This window comes from Fibrobacter sp., from assembly GCA_017503015.1.
Taxonomy (GTDB): domain Bacteria; phylum Fibrobacterota; class Fibrobacteria; order Fibrobacterales; family Fibrobacteraceae; genus Fibrobacter.
Genome location: JAFVTX010000034.1, coordinates 10,002 through 26,528 on the forward strand (window position 1 = coordinate 10,002; position 16,527 = coordinate 26,528).

A 16,527-nucleotide genomic window follows, 5' to 3' on the forward strand; every position below is an offset into this window, starting at 1 on the left:
TTCTGAATATGCTACACTTGAAATTTGCCCTGAATCTGGAACATCTCGCCGACGAGATGATCGAAGAGATTTCATCTGTCTGGAAAAATCCATTCGAAGCCCCCGTAGTCATTTTCCCGGACCCGAAACTGGAGCAATGGTTCCGCCTGCGTTGGGTGAAAAAGAAGGGCGTGCTTGCGAACCTGAACAAGAGCACCATTGACCGCTTTTTGTTCGACATTTTGGTGGGGAAAGACGACTCTAAAAAGAAATTAAGTTCCGACATGCTCGCGAACGTCATCATCTCTTACCTGCAGCAGGAATCGGACGGAAAACGCAATTATGAACTATTGGGCGAAAGCGTCAAGTCTTATCTCGAAAACGGCGGCGAATTAGACGAAAACAGACTTTTTGATTTTGCAAACGTGATGGCGGGGCTGTTCCTGGAATACGAGACGAGCCGTCCTAGCGGGTTCATTGCCGATTCCGAAACCAACGAAAGCGCAAAGGGGATTCTCGACTGTTGGGAACAAGGCTCCTTGAAGGATTTCTTCATTACCCGCGACAAGACGGCCGCGGCAAACGAATCCTGGCAGCGTAAGTTGTATTCGTCCCTTTTCCATGCCGGCGATGGCGACAAGTCCCTTCTAACCCGGGTATTCGACAAATACGCTGAAAAAAATGGAAGAGAAATCACTTATCTCACCCTCCCCTACCTGTACAAGGCCTGCAAAGAGGAAGACGGCAGTGTAAAATTCCACTACGAAAGCGGACTTCCTGTCTTTATTTTCGGGCTTTCGGGCATGGGACAGTTTTACCGCGTCATCTTGCAGGAATTCGCGAAAGGCAACCAGGTCTATGCGTATATCCAAAACCCGTGTATGGCATTCTGGGAAGACTGCAGCGGGACCCGCAAACCGCTTGAGAGTATGAAACTCGCGCTCCCGAAACTTGCCACCAGTCCCGACGATGAAAGCGAAACGGTAGATGCAGACGAAAACGAGCTTCTGCGCGATTGGGGCAAGGCGGGTCGCGACAACATCAAGCTGTGGAGCCTCGCTACCGATTACAATTTCATGTTCGACAGCAATTCCATCGTTGATCGGAATAGGGAAACGTCCTGCGACACACTGCTCCACAACGTGCAATGGATGATAGCGAACCGCAAAAACGTTTTCAACGAAAATGCGGGTATCCTTGCCAGAATTCCCTTTGCGAAAGACGAATCCTTCAGCGTGACCACAGCCCCCTCGAAAATCCGCGAGGTGGAAATGCTCCATTCACGCATCTGCAAACTGCTTTCTGAAAAGGATTCCGAAGGAAATCCAAAGGCGACGATTGCGGACATCCTTGTCGTGTCGCCTAATATCGACGATTACCGTACAGCCATTTTCCAGGTTTTCGACCAGACCCGCGACGGATTTCACGTCCCCTTCAATATCGTGGACTCTGCCGCCCGCGACTCCCTTACGGCAAATGCACTCGGCATCCTTTTTTCCATCCGTGAAAAGGGCGGGCTTTCAAGGCCCGACTTTTTCGCTCTGGTGCGCAATCCCGTGGTGCAGAATGTTCGAAAAATTCATGGCGACGAGATTGCAGCCTGGGAATCCTGGGCCACCAACATGAACATCTACCGCGACCGCATCGTGGAAGACAACGGTGAATGTCGGCACGAGGAATCCTGGATTACGGCGACACGGCGGCTTTTGCTTTCCCGATTCAGTTACGGAAGTGTCGCCACCGACGATGGAGAAATTTCTCCCTACAGCGACATCAGCAGTGCCGACAGCAATTCCCTTTATCGGTTCGTCGATGCTATCGATTCGCTGGAAAACTGGTGCAACCAGGGAACGGCGGGAGTCCCGTACGACGAACTTCCCAACCTGTATCAATTCCTGGATTCGTGGCTTTGCATGGGAAACCCATCCAACGAACTGATGGGAGAAAGCGTCATCTACCGTTCGGTATCTGCCGCCCGTGAAAATCTTGAGTGTCAATATCATGCCGGCAGCAAGACCGTTTCGTTCAAGTGTATTTCACAGACTTTGCTAATGGCTGCGCGAGGTTCGGAATACAGTTGCGGAAACCTGTTTATCAACGGGCTGACCTTCATGAAATTCGCCCCCAACCGGATTATCCCCACAAAATACCTCTTCTTCATGGGGGCCGATGCGGCAAACTTCCCCGGTGTACGCAACACAAACACGCTTGACCTGCGCAAATCCTGCCGCCCCTGGCCCGGAGACGACACGGTCGTAAGCCGAAACCGTTACGCATTCCTCTGCCAACTCATGAGTGCCGCGGAAGGGTTCTTTATCAGTTACGTCAACAAGGACCTGCAAAAAGACGAAGACTTCTACCCTTCGTCTATCGTGAACGACATCCGCAACTTCTTGAGAAATGCGGTCAAGGCGTCCGGCATAAAAGAGAAATCTGTTCTCAAGGAACTTTGGCCCGACGAAAACGTGCCTCTTGACGAAACACGGCCATGGAAAGACCTGTACACCCGTCGTGAAATCCGTAACAAGAAGGCTCAACTGGAATTTGGCGACAGCACCACCGTCGCGAATTTCACGCCTAGCGAAGCCGACGGCGAAGACCCGCGGCTCCCCGAACAGGCGAGCATCTACCAGTTCAAGGAATTCCTCAAGGACCCCTTTGAATTCCGCGTCGCCCAGATGATGCATATCGAAGACGAAAAGGAGGATCCCGAAAAAACGGAGTTCGAGCCAATCCATATCGACCATCTGCAGGAAACCATCATTCGACGTATGCTCCTGGCGCAAAAGTTGGGAGTTTTCGAAAACGATTACTTGAAAACCGAAGAAAACATACGCAACTACGCCATCTCCAAGGGACTCCTGCCCAAAGGAACTTTCGGTGAACGTTCTTGGAGCGAAATTCGCGACGAAATCAACAATCTCGCATACCTTATAGAATGTAACTACCCGAAACCGGCATTCCAGTACGGCAGGCGGTCCGTAGAACTCAAAATGAAGGGCTGGACGCTTCTCGGAAGCATCCCGCTTATGGCACAAAATGCACACCAAATACATTTGATTGATACCGCAGGTGCCAATATCCATCAGTATCATTTTTTAGCGGGCTACATCCAGGCCCTCGCCCTTATCCGTGAAGCGGGACGCAAAGAACAACCTGTTCCCGAGGTGTTTGCAGACGTCTATTCAAAAACAACATGGCAGGCAAAGCGCATAGATCTTTCGCCCGCTACGGCCGAGCAGCTACTTGAACAGATTTACCATAAAATGTTTAGCGTCCAGATGAATACAAATGGTGTATGGGAGCGTTACAGCAAGGTCCTTCCCATCGACATGGTGTTAGAAAACAAAATCGAATCCTATGACGATTACGTCAATGCCTTTGGCGACGAAAACCATTCCCCCTGGAAATACTTTGCGGGCAAGAAATACTTCGACATCAAGAAAGTCAGCGGATTTTCCGACAGGTATTTTATGGACCTCTGGAAAAAGGAATGCCAGGATCTTATGGATTTGACACCCGGCTTGTGGGAACCCGGTAAAGATATCGCAGGAGTAGTCGATGACCCAGATTAAACTTTTTAATATTGACGATTTTCATTTTGGAAACAACCTGTATATCGATGCTTCGGCAGGTACCGGAAAGACCTACACCATACAGCAGTTGGTAGCGAAACTGGTTCGTGGTGAAAAGGGCACACCCGGAATTCCGCTTTCCAAGATTCTAATTGTTACCTATACCGACAAGGCAACAGGAGAACTCCGAGACCGTATCCGACAGAAAATGGAAGAATGTCTCGCCGAAGAAAACCATGATTGTTACCGCGAGGCACTTCAAAACATTCACACGGCACCCATATTCACCATTCATTCTTTTTGCCAGAAAGTACTCCATGATTTTGCGTATGAGGCCGGATCCTCGTTCAACCTTGACGTCGTTTCGGACGACAGTATCGAGACCTTAATCCAGCGGCTTATACGCGACAGATGGTCATTCGAATCTTCTTTTAAGGAAATCCTGAACACCCCCAAGTTCAAGATGGATACTTTCGTCAAGAATTTCGTGAATGCAGCCGGATTCATGCTGCAAAATCACGGGACAAGCCAATTTGAACCCGATTACAGCACCCTTGACGGAATTCTCACATGGTATCCAGAAGCGAAAGACGCATGGGATACGTTGCTTGAAAATAAGGATGCTACCGCCGAGAGAGAATTCAAGAACAAGAAGAACACCGTAAAGCTTTCTGACTTCATCGAAGCGCTTAAATCATACGACGGAACGGATAAGCTATTTAGCGGAAAAAAATTTGACAAGAATTGGCGCGGCATTTGGAATACCAATGAATTGAACAATGCCATAGATTTTTTCTTTGACATTCAGAAAAAAGACCTGCAAAAAAAGAAACTCAGCAATTATCACCAGTTCATTTGCGACCATGTGAACGAACTTGTTGAACTGTGGCAGAAGGGCAAACGAGAAAGCAAGTCGCAGTCTTTCAGTGATATGATTAATGGAGTCCACGATTCCATAGTGAGAGGAAACGGCGAGCTGTTGCAAAAACTACGGGAAACCTACCGCTACGCCATCATTGACGAGTTTCAGGACACAAACCAGTTGCAATGGGATATCTTCAAGACCATTTTCCTGGACGCCCCCGACAACAACATTGTGGTAGTGGGAGACCCCAAGCAGTCTATTTTTTCGTTCCAGGGAGCCGATGTCGGCGTGTATCGTAAGGCCATCTCCGAAATCGGCAGAGAAAACGGGCGACGACTTTCGACAAACAACCGTTCCAGCGATGAAATTATTGAAGCCTGCAATGAACTGTTCAAAGAAGACTTTTTAGACAAGGGTGACTTTTCTAAATCGGAAGTTCCCCCAGCAGAGCGCAAGAAAAAGTCTCCCACTCTGAACGGCAAACCGACCAAGCCCTTCTGGATTTCAAGGATTAACGACGAATTCGAATTTGCCGACTTTGCCGTGAGAAAGATTGTGGAGTGTTGCGCTCCTAGCGCTATAGACAGCGCAAAAACGGCATTGCAGGTCTTCGACAAGGACAAGAAGGAAATGCGGAATGTTCGCTTTTCGGATTTCGCCATTCTTTCCCGTACCCGGAGCGAAATGACAGCCATGGAAAGCGCGCTTGCGCAGGTGGGAATACCGTATGCCCGTTACAAGGACACGAACCTGTTCAGCGGCAGGGAATGCGCCAACTGGATTTCGTTCCTGAAAGCCCTTGATGCGCCCGATTTTTCCAGCTGGAATCGGAAATTCTTGAACGAGGCTCTCATCACGGACTTTTTCAGGGTGCCTCTGGAACGCGTCGAAGACGAATCGTTCACTTACCCGACCAGCCGAATCATGAAACTGTTTATGTCTTGGCGGCATCTGGTTTCAAAGTCCCGCTGGGCAGAACTTCAAGAAAGCATTTACCAGGAAACCGAAATAGACAAGTATCTGAGTACGCCTGCGACCTTGCAGCAGCTGGCAAAAATCAAGCAAATCGGGACCTACATTTTCGATTTTCTATACAACAACCACGTTTCCCTTGAAGAAACCATAAAGCACCTGCAGGGACTTGCGAATGCTTCCGAAGACGTGGATGATACCGATGGCAACCTTGTAGCGAAAGGCAGCGATTTTGATGCGGTAAGCCTTATGACAATTTATGCGTCAAAAGGGCTCGCATTCCCTATCGCGATTATTACGGGCGGACTCCGGGGCGACAATTTCAAACCTGAACGCGCCCCATATTCGTTCAGCTTCGAAGGAAAGAAATTCTTCGGTTTTGATGCCGACGTTTCCCGTAGAATCAGTCTAGACGAAAACCACGACGAATGGAGACGCCTTATCTATGTCGCCTATACGCGCGCAGAGTCCCTGATGATTGTACCGCGGTACAAAATCTGGCACGAAGATGCAGGCGATGGGGACTGGAAAATCAACCCAAACAAGCCTTTTGCATTTTTGGCCCGTGCTCTTGCAAATCTTTCTGAAACAAAATACGCCCGCGAGCAACAAGACGACCCCTATGCCCAAACAAGTGTCCCTGATTTAAAGAATATCGTCGCCCAGATATTGCACAATTCAAAAGATGCAAAAATCGATACAAGCGAACTGCCCAATTTCGAAGTCCTGCAGCGCAGCGTAAACGAAGCCTGCATCTACCAGTATTCCTATTCCAGTCTTGCATCTAAAAAACGACTGCTCGAAAGCAAGTCCGATACTGCTCGTAACGAGTTTGACGATATTTCGATTGACGGAAACCGGACAAACCGCGAAGACGCCGTTGTCTCGGGCCGTGATGACCAAGATGCCGGAGTTGCTCCTCTTTCTCGTGAAAATGCGAGCATCGTAATTGACGAAGCCTCTTCGCTGGTGATTCCCTGCAACAACTACGACAGGACGGCGCCCATTTCGAGCCTTCCAAACTATCCCCGCGGAGCCAACTTGGGCGACGCATTACATAAGGTTTTTGAAAACCTGGATTTTGAACGTATTGGCAACTTGCCCGACGAAGATGCCGCCCGCAACGATGAAGAACTTAGCAACCTGATAATCCGAATCTATCTGGGAAATTCCATCCATATCCAGGAACATCCCGAATGGAGCAGCCTCACAGCCGGCTTTATCTGGAACACAATGAATGCGGAACTTCCCGAAATTCACGGAAGCGAGGCGACCGGAAAGACTTTCCGACTCAAGACTTTGCCCGCAAGCAATCGTCGGGCCGAAATGGGATTTCATTTAGACGCCCACCATTCGGACAAGTCCAACTGGGTTAATATTCTCTGCAAGGGATTTATCGACCTGATGTTCGTTCGGAAGGGCGATGATGGTGAAGACTATTACTCCATTCTAGACTGGAAATCGGACGTAATGGACGACGCCGACTACAGCGACAAGGACGCCCTCTCTCAAAAAATAACGGACGAGTATTCTGTGCAACGGGTCCTCTATAGCTACCTGCTCATAAAATGGCTCAGGCAGTTCTACGGCAACATGAGTGAAGAAGATATTTACGAGCGGCATTTTGGCGGAATCTACTACGCCCTGGCCCGAGGCACCCATGCAAATACCAGCAACGGTATTTATTGTCAAACGTGGAAATGCTATGCCGATCTCGAAAGGAGCTACCGCAACATAGCCACACTCATGGGGCGCAGTGCAAAGGAGACTGCATAATGGAAAATACGAACATCTGCGAAACTACAGCTGAGTTTTACTCCTTGCTCCGCGAAATGCGCGGAATTTCCCCTATCGCCGAAAAAATGCACAATCTGCTCTGCGACCTGCAGCAAAGACCGCACCTTTCGGGCGACGCGCAGAAAGTACTATACATCTACCTCTCCCTGCTGGAAGACGGCAACACCCGTATCCCCCTCGATTCCGAACGCCTTTTCGCCAAATGGAAACAAAAATGGGATGGTCTCGTTGTGCAAGCAGAAAGCCGGGATACGTTGAAAGGCATCAAGCGGCAGGAACCTTACGCGGCGGCGGAAATCTTTTCGTCAGTCATCAGGAATGGCGTGAAGGACTTGCTTTCGGGGAACTATGCGCAAATTGTTGGAAAGGAATCAACTCCCCTATGCATTCAGCAAACGACCAATGGCTGTTATCTCATTTCGGCCAAGCACCTTGAAGACAAAGGCCATATCGAAAACATCTTCAAGTCGGGATTCTTTAAGGAAGTTACACTTGGTAGCAACGACGGGGAACAGACAAAGCAATTCGTTCAGGGGCTTTTGCGCGAAGGTTCCCCTATTGTTTTTGACGACCGTCAAATCGAAGTTATCACCCGAGGCGCAAAGCAGAATCTGATTATTACGGGCGGTCCCGGCACTGGAAAGACAACCGTTATCGGTTTTTTGCTGTGGAAACTCTTTGAATGTGACGCCAATTACCTAAACTGGGATTTGTACATGGCGGCCCCCAGCGGCAAGGCAGCGGACCGTCTCGCCGAAAGCATGGAAGATACCCTGCGCGAAATTTCGGATTCGAAAAAGAAGGAACACCCCCGCATTTTAGAAAAATTGACAAAGGCTTCGAGCAGTACACTCCATAGGCTCTTGAAATACAGTATTGCAAAGGGCGGATTCACATTCAATTCTGGCAATCCGCTTCCTGAGCAGGCCATCTACATCATTGACGAAGCCAGCATGATTGACATCTCGCTCTTTGCCGCCTTCCTCCAGGCTCTCCCCCCCAGCGGGAACTTCAAGCTGTTCATCCTTGGAGACCCGAACCAGCTACCCTCCGTCGATGCAGGCGCGGTACTTGGAAACATCCTGGAATTCAACCGCAATTTCGTGGTCAAGCTCACCCGTTCCAATCGTTTCGGCGACGATTCTAAAATAGGCATACTCGCCGGAAAAATCAAGCGGGGCGAAATAGTCCCGTTCGAAGCATCTTCATTTGAACCACACATGCGCTATTGGGAACAAGCCGACAGCATCTACATGCTTGACCTGAATCAGGGAAAAACCCTCTCCCGCAGAGAGGAACTCCGGGCAGTCGAAAGCCTTGTCTGCAAGTGGACAAAAAAATTCTACTCACCGCTTATGGAACTTGCCCAGTCCGTAAACCCGGACATCGCTGCAGATTGCATTCCTCCCGAGCAACTTGAAATCCGGAACCAGTTATGGGAATTGGCCAATCGGTCACGCATCCTATCGGCAGAACGGCGAGGAAACCGGGGCGTTGAAACATTGAACCAAATCGTCTCGGAAACGCTTACCCAGGCTGTGGCCCCCAAGTTCGTGGGACAAATCCTGATATTTAATCGCAACCAGAGCGAATTTGAACTGTACAACGGCGACACGGGAATCGTGGTGCAGTCCGCGAGACATGACCAGCTTTTCTTGATGCTCAAGAAAAAATCCCAGTTTGTATTCTACCCGCTCTCCTATTTCCCAGAAGATTGCCTAGACCCCTCCTTCGCGATTACCATCCACAAATCCCAGGGATCCGGCTACCCGAACATCATGATGTTCCTGCCTACGCGAAAGGGACATCCGTTATTGAATCGCCAGATTCTTTATACGGGTGTGACTCGTACAAAAAAACAGAGCCTGACCATCATCGCCACCCCCGAAACCTTTAAGGCCGCCTGCGAGACGGTCATCGAACGCGATACAGGTATAGAAATCCAGTAGAAATCTCTTTTTTTGCTTAATTCGTCCGTAGAAAACTTATATTAGAGGCAAGGAAGAACAATGAAACCACTTTGTCGCTACATAATTTTTGCCGCGGCCCTTTTAGGCATAGCCGGTTGCGCCTCTGCGCCCCCATCCCACGACGCGGAACGCGCCAGGGCACGGGCAGGATACAGCGCGCTAGACTCCGAAACCAGCCCTGCGGCAAGCACCCCGTCCGTAACCTCGGCCCCTACCGCCGCTTACTCCGGAGTTTCTCGCCCCATACTGATGGCACTACCCGCCGCCTCGGGTAAAGGCTCCTCCCCCATGGAGGTCGTTTCCAACAATCCCTTTGCCAAGGCCGTCATGGAAGGTATTAACGAGTACCTTACCGAAAAGGGCTACGAGGTGCGCTCCCTGGAAGGTTCCGAAGACCTGTCCAACCTAATCCAGATGCAGGGCGATATTTCTGGCAACGGCGACGACATGTCCTACATTGCAGGGCTTGCCCTCGGCGCCGATGTCTATATCAAGTTCTCCGGTTCTATCAAGAACGACATGGTGAATGTCGAACTTTCCGCCTATGAAACCTCCACAGCCAGGCAGCTCGGTTCCAAAACTGGCATGGTCCAGAACCACGGGAACAGCAAGGACAAGCAGCGTTACCTGGTAATTTCTGCCGCCAAAAAAGCGCTCCCCGCCCTAGAAAAGACAATCCTCTCTTACTGGAACGAAGACGCCAAGAAGGGCGTCCAGTACAAGGTGGTCCTCCGGATTGGCGAAAGGTTCCAGGGGTCGGAACTAGAAGACCTGCAGGACCTGAGCATATCTTCCCTGAGAAGCACTTTCAAGTCTGTTCGAGTCAATAACGTAACCGAAAGGACCATAGACATCATCGTCTATGCAGACCCCGAGGTTTATCCGGACGCCTACGCCGTCTATTCGGCCGTCAAAAGCGCCGTTTCCTCTTCTGCCCAAGCAAAGAAGAACAACATCGTCAACAAGCTTATCATTCTGGAACTGAACTAACCCGGCATTCCCCATGTTTCCGAAAGTCCTCCTCATTTTCTTCGTTTTTGCCATAGCCGTTTCGGCCAAGGTTATTTCCTGGACCGGCTATTCCGAAGAATCCCAGGAGGCGGCTACGGAGGCGGCACGTGCGGGGGTTGCCAAACAGATTTCTGTACATATTGACGCCTCCACAAGCGTAACCCACAGCGAAACAACCCCCGACAACGGCAACTCCGAAATCGAAAAGAAAATCAAAAGCCAGAATTTTTCCAGATCAGACTTGCTTCTAAACGGCATCCGCATTCAGGTTCTACCCAAGGACGGCAAGCGTTTCGGAGCCACCGCCACCCTGGACCTGGACGAACTTCTTTCCAAGTACAGGTTCAAGCTGGAAACCCTCCAGCGCACAATCAACGAAACGGAAACCAAAGCAAGGCAGGCCCTTGCAGAACAGCGTTTTGTCGAAACGGACCGACAGCTCGCCACAATCCCAGGAATCGTAAAATCCCAAGAGCCCATCCTGGAGGAAATGTCCTTATACACTCCTCTGGACAACTCCATGCGGCTCAAGACGGAATCCGCCGCCATACAGCAGGCTCTGACTCAGGCCCTACGGCAGCTCCAGATTTCCGTATCAAAAGAAGGCAACCCGCAAGAACTCGGCCCGAAATCGAGCTTTCTCCTAACCGTAACCGTAGCGGGCCCCAAGGGGCCAATCCCCAATTTTCCACTCCTTATCGAAAACGGCGGAAAAGCCCTTGCAAATGCCGCTACCGACGCCCAAGGTGCAGCCACCTTCCAAATTCCGGCAAGCAACCTGACCCGCGGTTCCGGCGAAATCCTCATCCATCCGGCCATTTCTGCAAACCAGCGCAACCTCGCGGGCCTCATAGCAACCAAGGTTCCCTACCAGGTTTCTTCTCCTGTATGCCCGCTAAATCTTGCCTGTAACCAAGGGCCGTCGGCTTGCGCCGCCGTAGCCGACCAGATTTCAAAACACTTCGGCCAGGTGGTGCAAGACAGGAGCGCCCAAACAGTCACCGTCCGTATCAAGTCTACTTCCGAACGCACTCTGAAGAACATCACCAGCTACAAGGTCAGCCTTTCCCTTTCGGCGGGAACCAGGGAATGCAAGTGGAGCGGAACTGGAGCAGGCAGGACAAAAGACGAAGCCCAGACCAACGCCCTGAAAAAGATGGACCTGGGTAACTGTATCGAAACTCTTGAGGTTTGCCCATGAAATGGATAAGCCAAAAGATTTTCCAGTTTATGGGGACCGTAGTTCTCTGCCTCCCAATCTTTTCGATGGCAGAACCTTCCATTCTTCTTTCGACCATTTCAAAAGAAGAAATCCAGTCAAAATTAAAGCAGTTGCAAACTTACAGGGATCGAGATGATTTAGATTATGGAACACGCCAAAAGCTCACCGACCTGTGGAGCGAGGCCCAAGAAATCCAAGAAATGAACGACCGCTGTAGCGAGATTTCCCTATCCGAAGAACTGGACAGCGACTGCGATTCTTTTTACAGGGTAACTCTCCCCGAATTCGAAAACCATTACCAGGAACTTACCGGAGAAATCCGCCTCAGCGGGACAAGGCTTGTCGCCAGCATCAAGGACAAGCGAGAAGCCATAGAAACTTGCTACAAGGCCATGCCATTGCACGGCTGGAGCCCGGAGCAATGGCTAAAAATGGAAGGCCAGGCATCGCCGGAGCCTCTCTCCGATGGCGTAGAAGTCGCTTATTACTTTGAAGTCGATAAGGACCCTCAGAAGTCCGGAGCCTGGAACCAGCAGGTGTCCTTGTGGTACGAAGCCTGCCAAGAGGTCTTGTTCCGCAACAATGACAGGAACCAGCTTGCCCCCCTGTTCATAGATAAAATGAAAAGCAACTCAGAGGGAGAATACCTGGAATTCAAGCTCACGTCAAATAAAAAAGACTTCGACATATATCTAAAGAAGGGATTTTCTGCCACATACACGCTGAACGGCAAGGAGCTGTTCATATACAGCGTAGACGAAGACGTAAAATTGGGAACCCTTCTGCTCCAGACGCCCCACAGCAATTCTACCATGTACCTAGAGTTGCCTTCGGAGCGATACATCGGCAAACAGATTTATTCCGACCGAAAAATCAGGAAGGGGCTCGAAGGACATATCGTCTGGGGCAAATACAAAAAGCCAACCAAGGTTCAGACCTACAATTACAGCTATGAAGAAAACGAGCCGGCCTCAGACTACACATCCGACCAGAATACCAATATTAACGAAGGGCCCAAAGTGCGGGATTACGGCTTTTATTTTCAGTTCAATACCGGTTTTGTCATGAGTTTCTTGAGCGTCTCTCAGGAACTAAAACAGGAATTTGAAGGAACCATCAATCCAGACTCCACCGAAATGTTCACCTGGCCCATGACGGTCAAGTTGCGTTACTACGGCAGAGCTGGAGTTATCGGAATTGGTACCGGCGTAGCACTTTCATGGCTAGTATCAGAAAGAACCCGAGAAAAGGAAGCCTACAGCAACGAGTCTGAGCCGGAATACAAGCTGCTCGATTTTTACTTTGCCCCGGTGGCCATGGCAGAAATGGCATTCGGAAGAGACGTCGAATTTGGCGCCAGGGGGCATTTCTTTTTCCACCCGGATAGACCCACCCTCATGCTGGGCGGCTATATCTCGCTAGGGGACGTCATGAACCTGGATATCGGCTGGGTCAGCATCGCCCACCGAAAATGGACCAACGCCTATCAAAATTCGAACGGAGCCTATGTCGGCTTGACCGTTTCAATGCCGACCTACTCCCTTTATTCAACAGGCGAAGAGAAAAAGCATTAAGCCTCGATATACTTTTCCATAAAATCCTTCACCGGAAGCGGCTTGGAATAGTAATACCCCTGCAAGTTCTTGATCTTGAAAAGGAGCAAGTAATCCCGCATTTCGGCAGTCTCGATACCTTCTGCCGTCACCGACGAGGAGAAGGAATTGGCCAGCTCCGAAATGAACCGCACCGTGTTCTGGTCCGAAGAATCCTTCTCTATGTTTATGACAAAGCTCCGATCAATTTTCACCGTAGATACGGGCAGTTCCCGCAAGATTCCGAGGGAACTGAACCCCGTGCCGAAATCGTCCAGAGCCACCTTGACGCCATGCTCCCGAAGGGCCGTAAATATCTCCTTCAAGAGCGAAATGTCTAGCATACGGCAGCGCTCCGTAATTTCAAGGCAGAGATTCTGGGGCGGATACCCCGTCTCCTTGAGAATGGCCAGCACGTCTTCTACAAAATCACGATTTTCCAGCTGGGTATAGGACAGGTTCACGTTCACCACGAATCCCGGATAACGCCTAAGGAACCTCTTCGCATCTTTCAGCGCCGTGCGCAAAATCCACCGGCCAAGTTCCGGGAAAAGATTGTCACGCTCCAGCACCTCCACGAATTCTAGCGGAGACACGATTCCATATTCGTCATTTTTCCAGCGGATCAGGGATTCCGCTCCGGTAATCATCTCGGTTTCTGCATCTACGATAGGCTGGTAACAGAGGAAAAATCCCTCGCAGTTGTTCACGATACTATTGCGGATAACGTTCAGGCGCTCAATGGCAAAACGTTTGTCTTCGCTGACGCTGTTCTTAAGCACATAGAGTTCGCCCAGATGGTTAATCTTGGACTCATAATAGGCGAAACGGAGACACGAATAAACCGTTTCTACAGACACGTCAAACCGTTCCAGGTTGATGGCGCCCGCCACAAAAGAAAGCACCACATGCTGGCCGTCCACTATCAGGTCGTGAATGCAATTATACTGTATTCGCTTGTAAAGATTCTTGAGGTCTTCGGAGGTGGCGTTCTTGCACACGATGGCAAACTTGGTGCCGTCCATGCGGTACCACTCTCCCATATCAAAAGCTTCCACCTTGATCATCTTGGCGAATTCCTGCAGCACCCGGTTCCCGAAGGTGTAGCCGTAAATTTCATTCAGGTGCGAAAAATCCAAAAGCCCCAGCATCATAATCTGGATTTTCTCGCCCTTCCAGGTCGAAGAACGCAAATCGTCCATAAAGCCGTAAAGGCTCCGGGAATTGGACACATCGTCGAAATAGCTCAGGGCATCGTTATTCCTGATTGTTCCGCTAAAGAATTCGGGAGTCCCGTTCTCGTCCCTAACGAGCACTCCCCGGCAGGTACACACGATGTAGCGACCGTTCTTGGTTTTGATACGATACTGCTCATGGTGATTACCCGCATTCCGGTCATAAACATTTTTCACGCTTTCCTTGAATGCAGGCAAGTCTTCCGGATGTATATTCCTCATCCAAACAAGGAGCGCGTCCTTCATGTATTCAGAAGGCAAGCCGAAATAATCAACGGCATCCTTGGACCACCTGGTTATCCCCGATTCGATATGGGTCACATAGGTGTAGGCTCCATTGGCCAGCACGGAGAAGGCGTCGAACAGGGAATCTATCCGCGTTTTTATACCATCGTTCATCTTTCGCCTCCTTGTGCGTAAAACACCTGGTTTCGTCCATTTTCCTTGGCCTTGTAAAGGGCCTGGTCCACACGGACATAGGCCGAGTCGGCAGATTCGCCCTCCTGGATTTTCACCACGCCAACGCTTACGCTACGGTGACCCGCCTTTTCGAACTCCATTTCATTGAAGGCCTTGCGAACTTTTTCTGCAAAATCAAGAGCCTTTTCAATAGGCGTCTCACGCAAAAGCACCATAAATTCTTCGCCGCCCCAACGACCAATAGGCGATTTCACCGTTAAAATCGATTCCCGCAGTCCACGGCTGGTTTCATCAAAATCATCGTCGTCCTCCATCACCCTGTAATCCGACGAGTCTATTTCCGAAAGCCCCGTTTCATCCACCGTCTTTTTCAAGACGTTGGAGATGCCGATAATGACGTTGTCCCCCTCCTTGTGGCCGTAGGTATCGTTAATCTTCTTGAAATCGTCAATATCCATCATCACAAGGCACGCAGGCGTTTTCTCCGCTATACATTCCTTGATGCAGCGCTGGATTTCACCACGGTTGAACAAGTGCGAAAGGGGGTCCGTAATGGCCATCAGGGACAGCTTCGCATTTGCCTGCGCCAGTTCCTGAGTGGCAGCATCGATAAAGGTGGCAAGGCGGTTAATCATGGAAACCTGGCCCGAGAACGAGTCCTCCGCCATATCAAACTTGTGACTATCGTCGCCATCGCCTTCACGCATGGCGGCAATCACCAGCGTCACGTTGTGCTGGTTTACAAAACCGTTAGTCCTCAAAAATTCGCCGGCGGTGTAAAAGCCCGATGTAGGGGCGATACTCTGAAACGGAAGAGTTTCGTTGCTGATTTCTTCTTTTCCCCAAAAAGAACGACGGGCCGCACAGGAAAAGACCTTGATGATATCGGGCTTGAACTCCCCTATTTTTTTACCATCCTTGCGAATACAGTCCAAGATTGTCCAGGGGTCGCCATAGGCAAGGCGGGCCTTGACATTCTCGTCAATGTCCGACGTCATAACCAGAGTGCCGTCTTCGTTGCAATGAACAGGGGCCCGGAGAATATCTATGCCGTTGTGCTTGTAAAAGAAGGGGAATTCCAGCGTATTGGCGAAAAAATGTTCGTCATTCAAGATTTTCAAATAGCGGTAATAGATTTCGTAAGCGGGCTTGCCGTCCAGTTCAAACAGCAGGGCATTTTGCGCCTTTGTTACCAGGAACTCCCTGCCGAGGGGTTTCCAGCCAGCGATATGCGTGGTGTAGATATGTAAGTCTTCGCCTCCTATCAAAAGGACAAGGATTCCCCGTTCCGAATACCCCCCTACATTCGAAAAGACGCAGGCATCGTTCTTGGACAGGTCCGGGTTAAAGGCACCTCCGCCAAAAATGGCAATTGACTCATCTACATCGTGCAGTGCATCGCAAAGAGGCGACAGGGACATGCCCCGAATAGTCAGTTGCAGCTCCACCCCCTTGACCCAGGAGTTTTCCCGGACTTCCCGCTTGATATTTTCCACCACCTCCAGCGCCGTTTCGCCATTCAGGGTGTACTGCAGAAGCTTCACCTTCGTAGTGGGCTTTTCCAAGATGGTACAGACAATGGATATGGTAGCAGAGGAAAGCCTCCCTTCTACGATGTTTCCATTGGTGGAGCAACCCATGCAGATGGCGTGGGGGATGGTCCTTGTGATGACATTGCTGACCAGTTCCATCTGCCCCCGGTCCAGGGAATCGGAATATATCTGGAAAACAACATTAGAACAGCTCTTTGACTTGTACCAAAGGCGAACCTTTTCGAGATCCCGAGTCAGGGACGTGATACTGTGGTAATCAAACTGGAACTGTTTCATCTCGCTACCGCCGGGCAAGCATCATATAGAAGATACCTTTAAAATCATTAGTTTACTCAT

At 50.1% G+C, this 16,527-nt stretch carries 8 protein-coding genes; 6 read left to right on the top strand and 2 right to left on the bottom strand.

Annotation, left to right across the window (positions count from 1 at the left end; genetic code table 11):
- Window positions 1–8 precede the first annotated feature (8 nt).
- Genes IKB43_06475 through IKB43_06500 form a run of 6 tightly spaced genes read left to right on the top strand, consistent with a single transcriptional unit; the run spans window position 9 to window position 12,965 of the window.
- Window positions 9–3,554 (top strand): exodeoxyribonuclease V subunit gamma, encoded by a 3,546-nt coding sequence (locus IKB43_06475; GenBank protein MBR2469780.1) that lies wholly within the window; start codon window positions 9–11, stop codon window positions 3,552–3,554.
- Window positions 3,541–7,167, top strand: a complete 3,627-nt coding sequence (locus IKB43_06480) for a UvrD-helicase domain-containing protein (protein MBR2469781.1) — start codon at window positions 3,541–3,543, stop codon at window positions 7,165–7,167. Before IKB43_06475 ends, IKB43_06480 begins: the two co-directional genes overlap by 14 nt.
- Window positions 7,167–9,137 (top strand): AAA family ATPase, encoded by a 1,971-nt coding sequence (locus tag IKB43_06485; protein MBR2469782.1) that lies wholly within the window; start codon window positions 7,167–7,169, stop codon window positions 9,135–9,137. The genes IKB43_06480 and IKB43_06485 overlap by 1 nt, the downstream gene beginning before the upstream one ends.
- A gap of 60 nt (window positions 9,138–9,197) precedes the next feature.
- Window positions 9,198–10,148 (top strand): hypothetical protein, encoded by a 951-nt coding sequence (locus IKB43_06490; GenBank protein ID MBR2469783.1) that lies wholly within the window; start codon window positions 9,198–9,200, stop codon window positions 10,146–10,148.
- A 13-nt stretch (window positions 10,149–10,161) separates the two neighbouring features.
- The gene (locus IKB43_06495) at window positions 10,162–11,370 is read left to right on the top strand and encodes a hypothetical protein (GenBank protein ID MBR2469784.1); all 1,209 of its coding nucleotides are present in this window, start codon (window positions 10,162–10,164) and stop codon (window positions 11,368–11,370) included.
- Window positions 11,367–12,965 (top strand): hypothetical protein, encoded by a 1,599-nt coding sequence (locus tag IKB43_06500; GenBank protein MBR2469785.1) that lies wholly within the window; start codon window positions 11,367–11,369, stop codon window positions 12,963–12,965. Before IKB43_06495 ends, IKB43_06500 begins: the two co-directional genes overlap by 4 nt.
- Here the strand turns inward: IKB43_06500 and IKB43_06505 are convergent.
- On the bottom strand, window positions 12,962–14,617 hold the full coding sequence (locus tag IKB43_06505; GenBank protein ID MBR2469786.1) for an EAL domain-containing protein: 1,656 nt from the start codon (window positions 14,615–14,617) through the stop codon (window positions 12,962–12,964). The two genes, IKB43_06500 and IKB43_06505, sit on opposite strands and share 4 nt — an antisense overlap.
- Window positions 14,614–16,485, bottom strand: coding sequence for a GGDEF domain-containing protein (locus IKB43_06510; GenBank protein MBR2469787.1), 1,872 nt, complete (start codon window positions 16,483–16,485; stop codon window positions 14,614–14,616). The genes IKB43_06505 and IKB43_06510 overlap by 4 nt, the downstream gene beginning before the upstream one ends.
- Between the last annotated feature and the right edge of the window lie 42 nt (window positions 16,486–16,527).

Bases quoted from the DNA above. Each gene is read 5' to 3' on its own strand.
- IKB43_06500 (MBR2469785.1), top strand. From the start codon at position 11,367: ATGAAATGGATAAGCCAAAAGATTTTCCAGTTTATGGGGACCGTAGTT.
- IKB43_06505 (MBR2469786.1), bottom strand. From the start codon at position 14,617: ATGAACGATGGTATAAAAACGCGGATAGATTCCCTGTTCGACGCCTTC.
- IKB43_06490 (MBR2469783.1), top strand. From the start codon at position 9,198: ATGAAACCACTTTGTCGCTACATAATTTTTGCCGCGGCCCTTTTAGGC.
- IKB43_06485 (MBR2469782.1), top strand. From the start codon at position 7,167: ATGGAAAATACGAACATCTGCGAAACTACAGCTGAGTTTTACTCCTTG.
- IKB43_06480 (MBR2469781.1), top strand. From the start codon at position 3,541: ATGACCCAGATTAAACTTTTTAATATTGACGATTTTCATTTTGGAAAC.
- IKB43_06475 (MBR2469780.1), top strand. From the start codon at position 9: ATGCTACACTTGAAATTTGCCCTGAATCTGGAACATCTCGCCGACGAG.
- IKB43_06495 (MBR2469784.1), top strand. From the start codon at position 10,162: ATGTTTCCGAAAGTCCTCCTCATTTTCTTCGTTTTTGCCATAGCCGTT.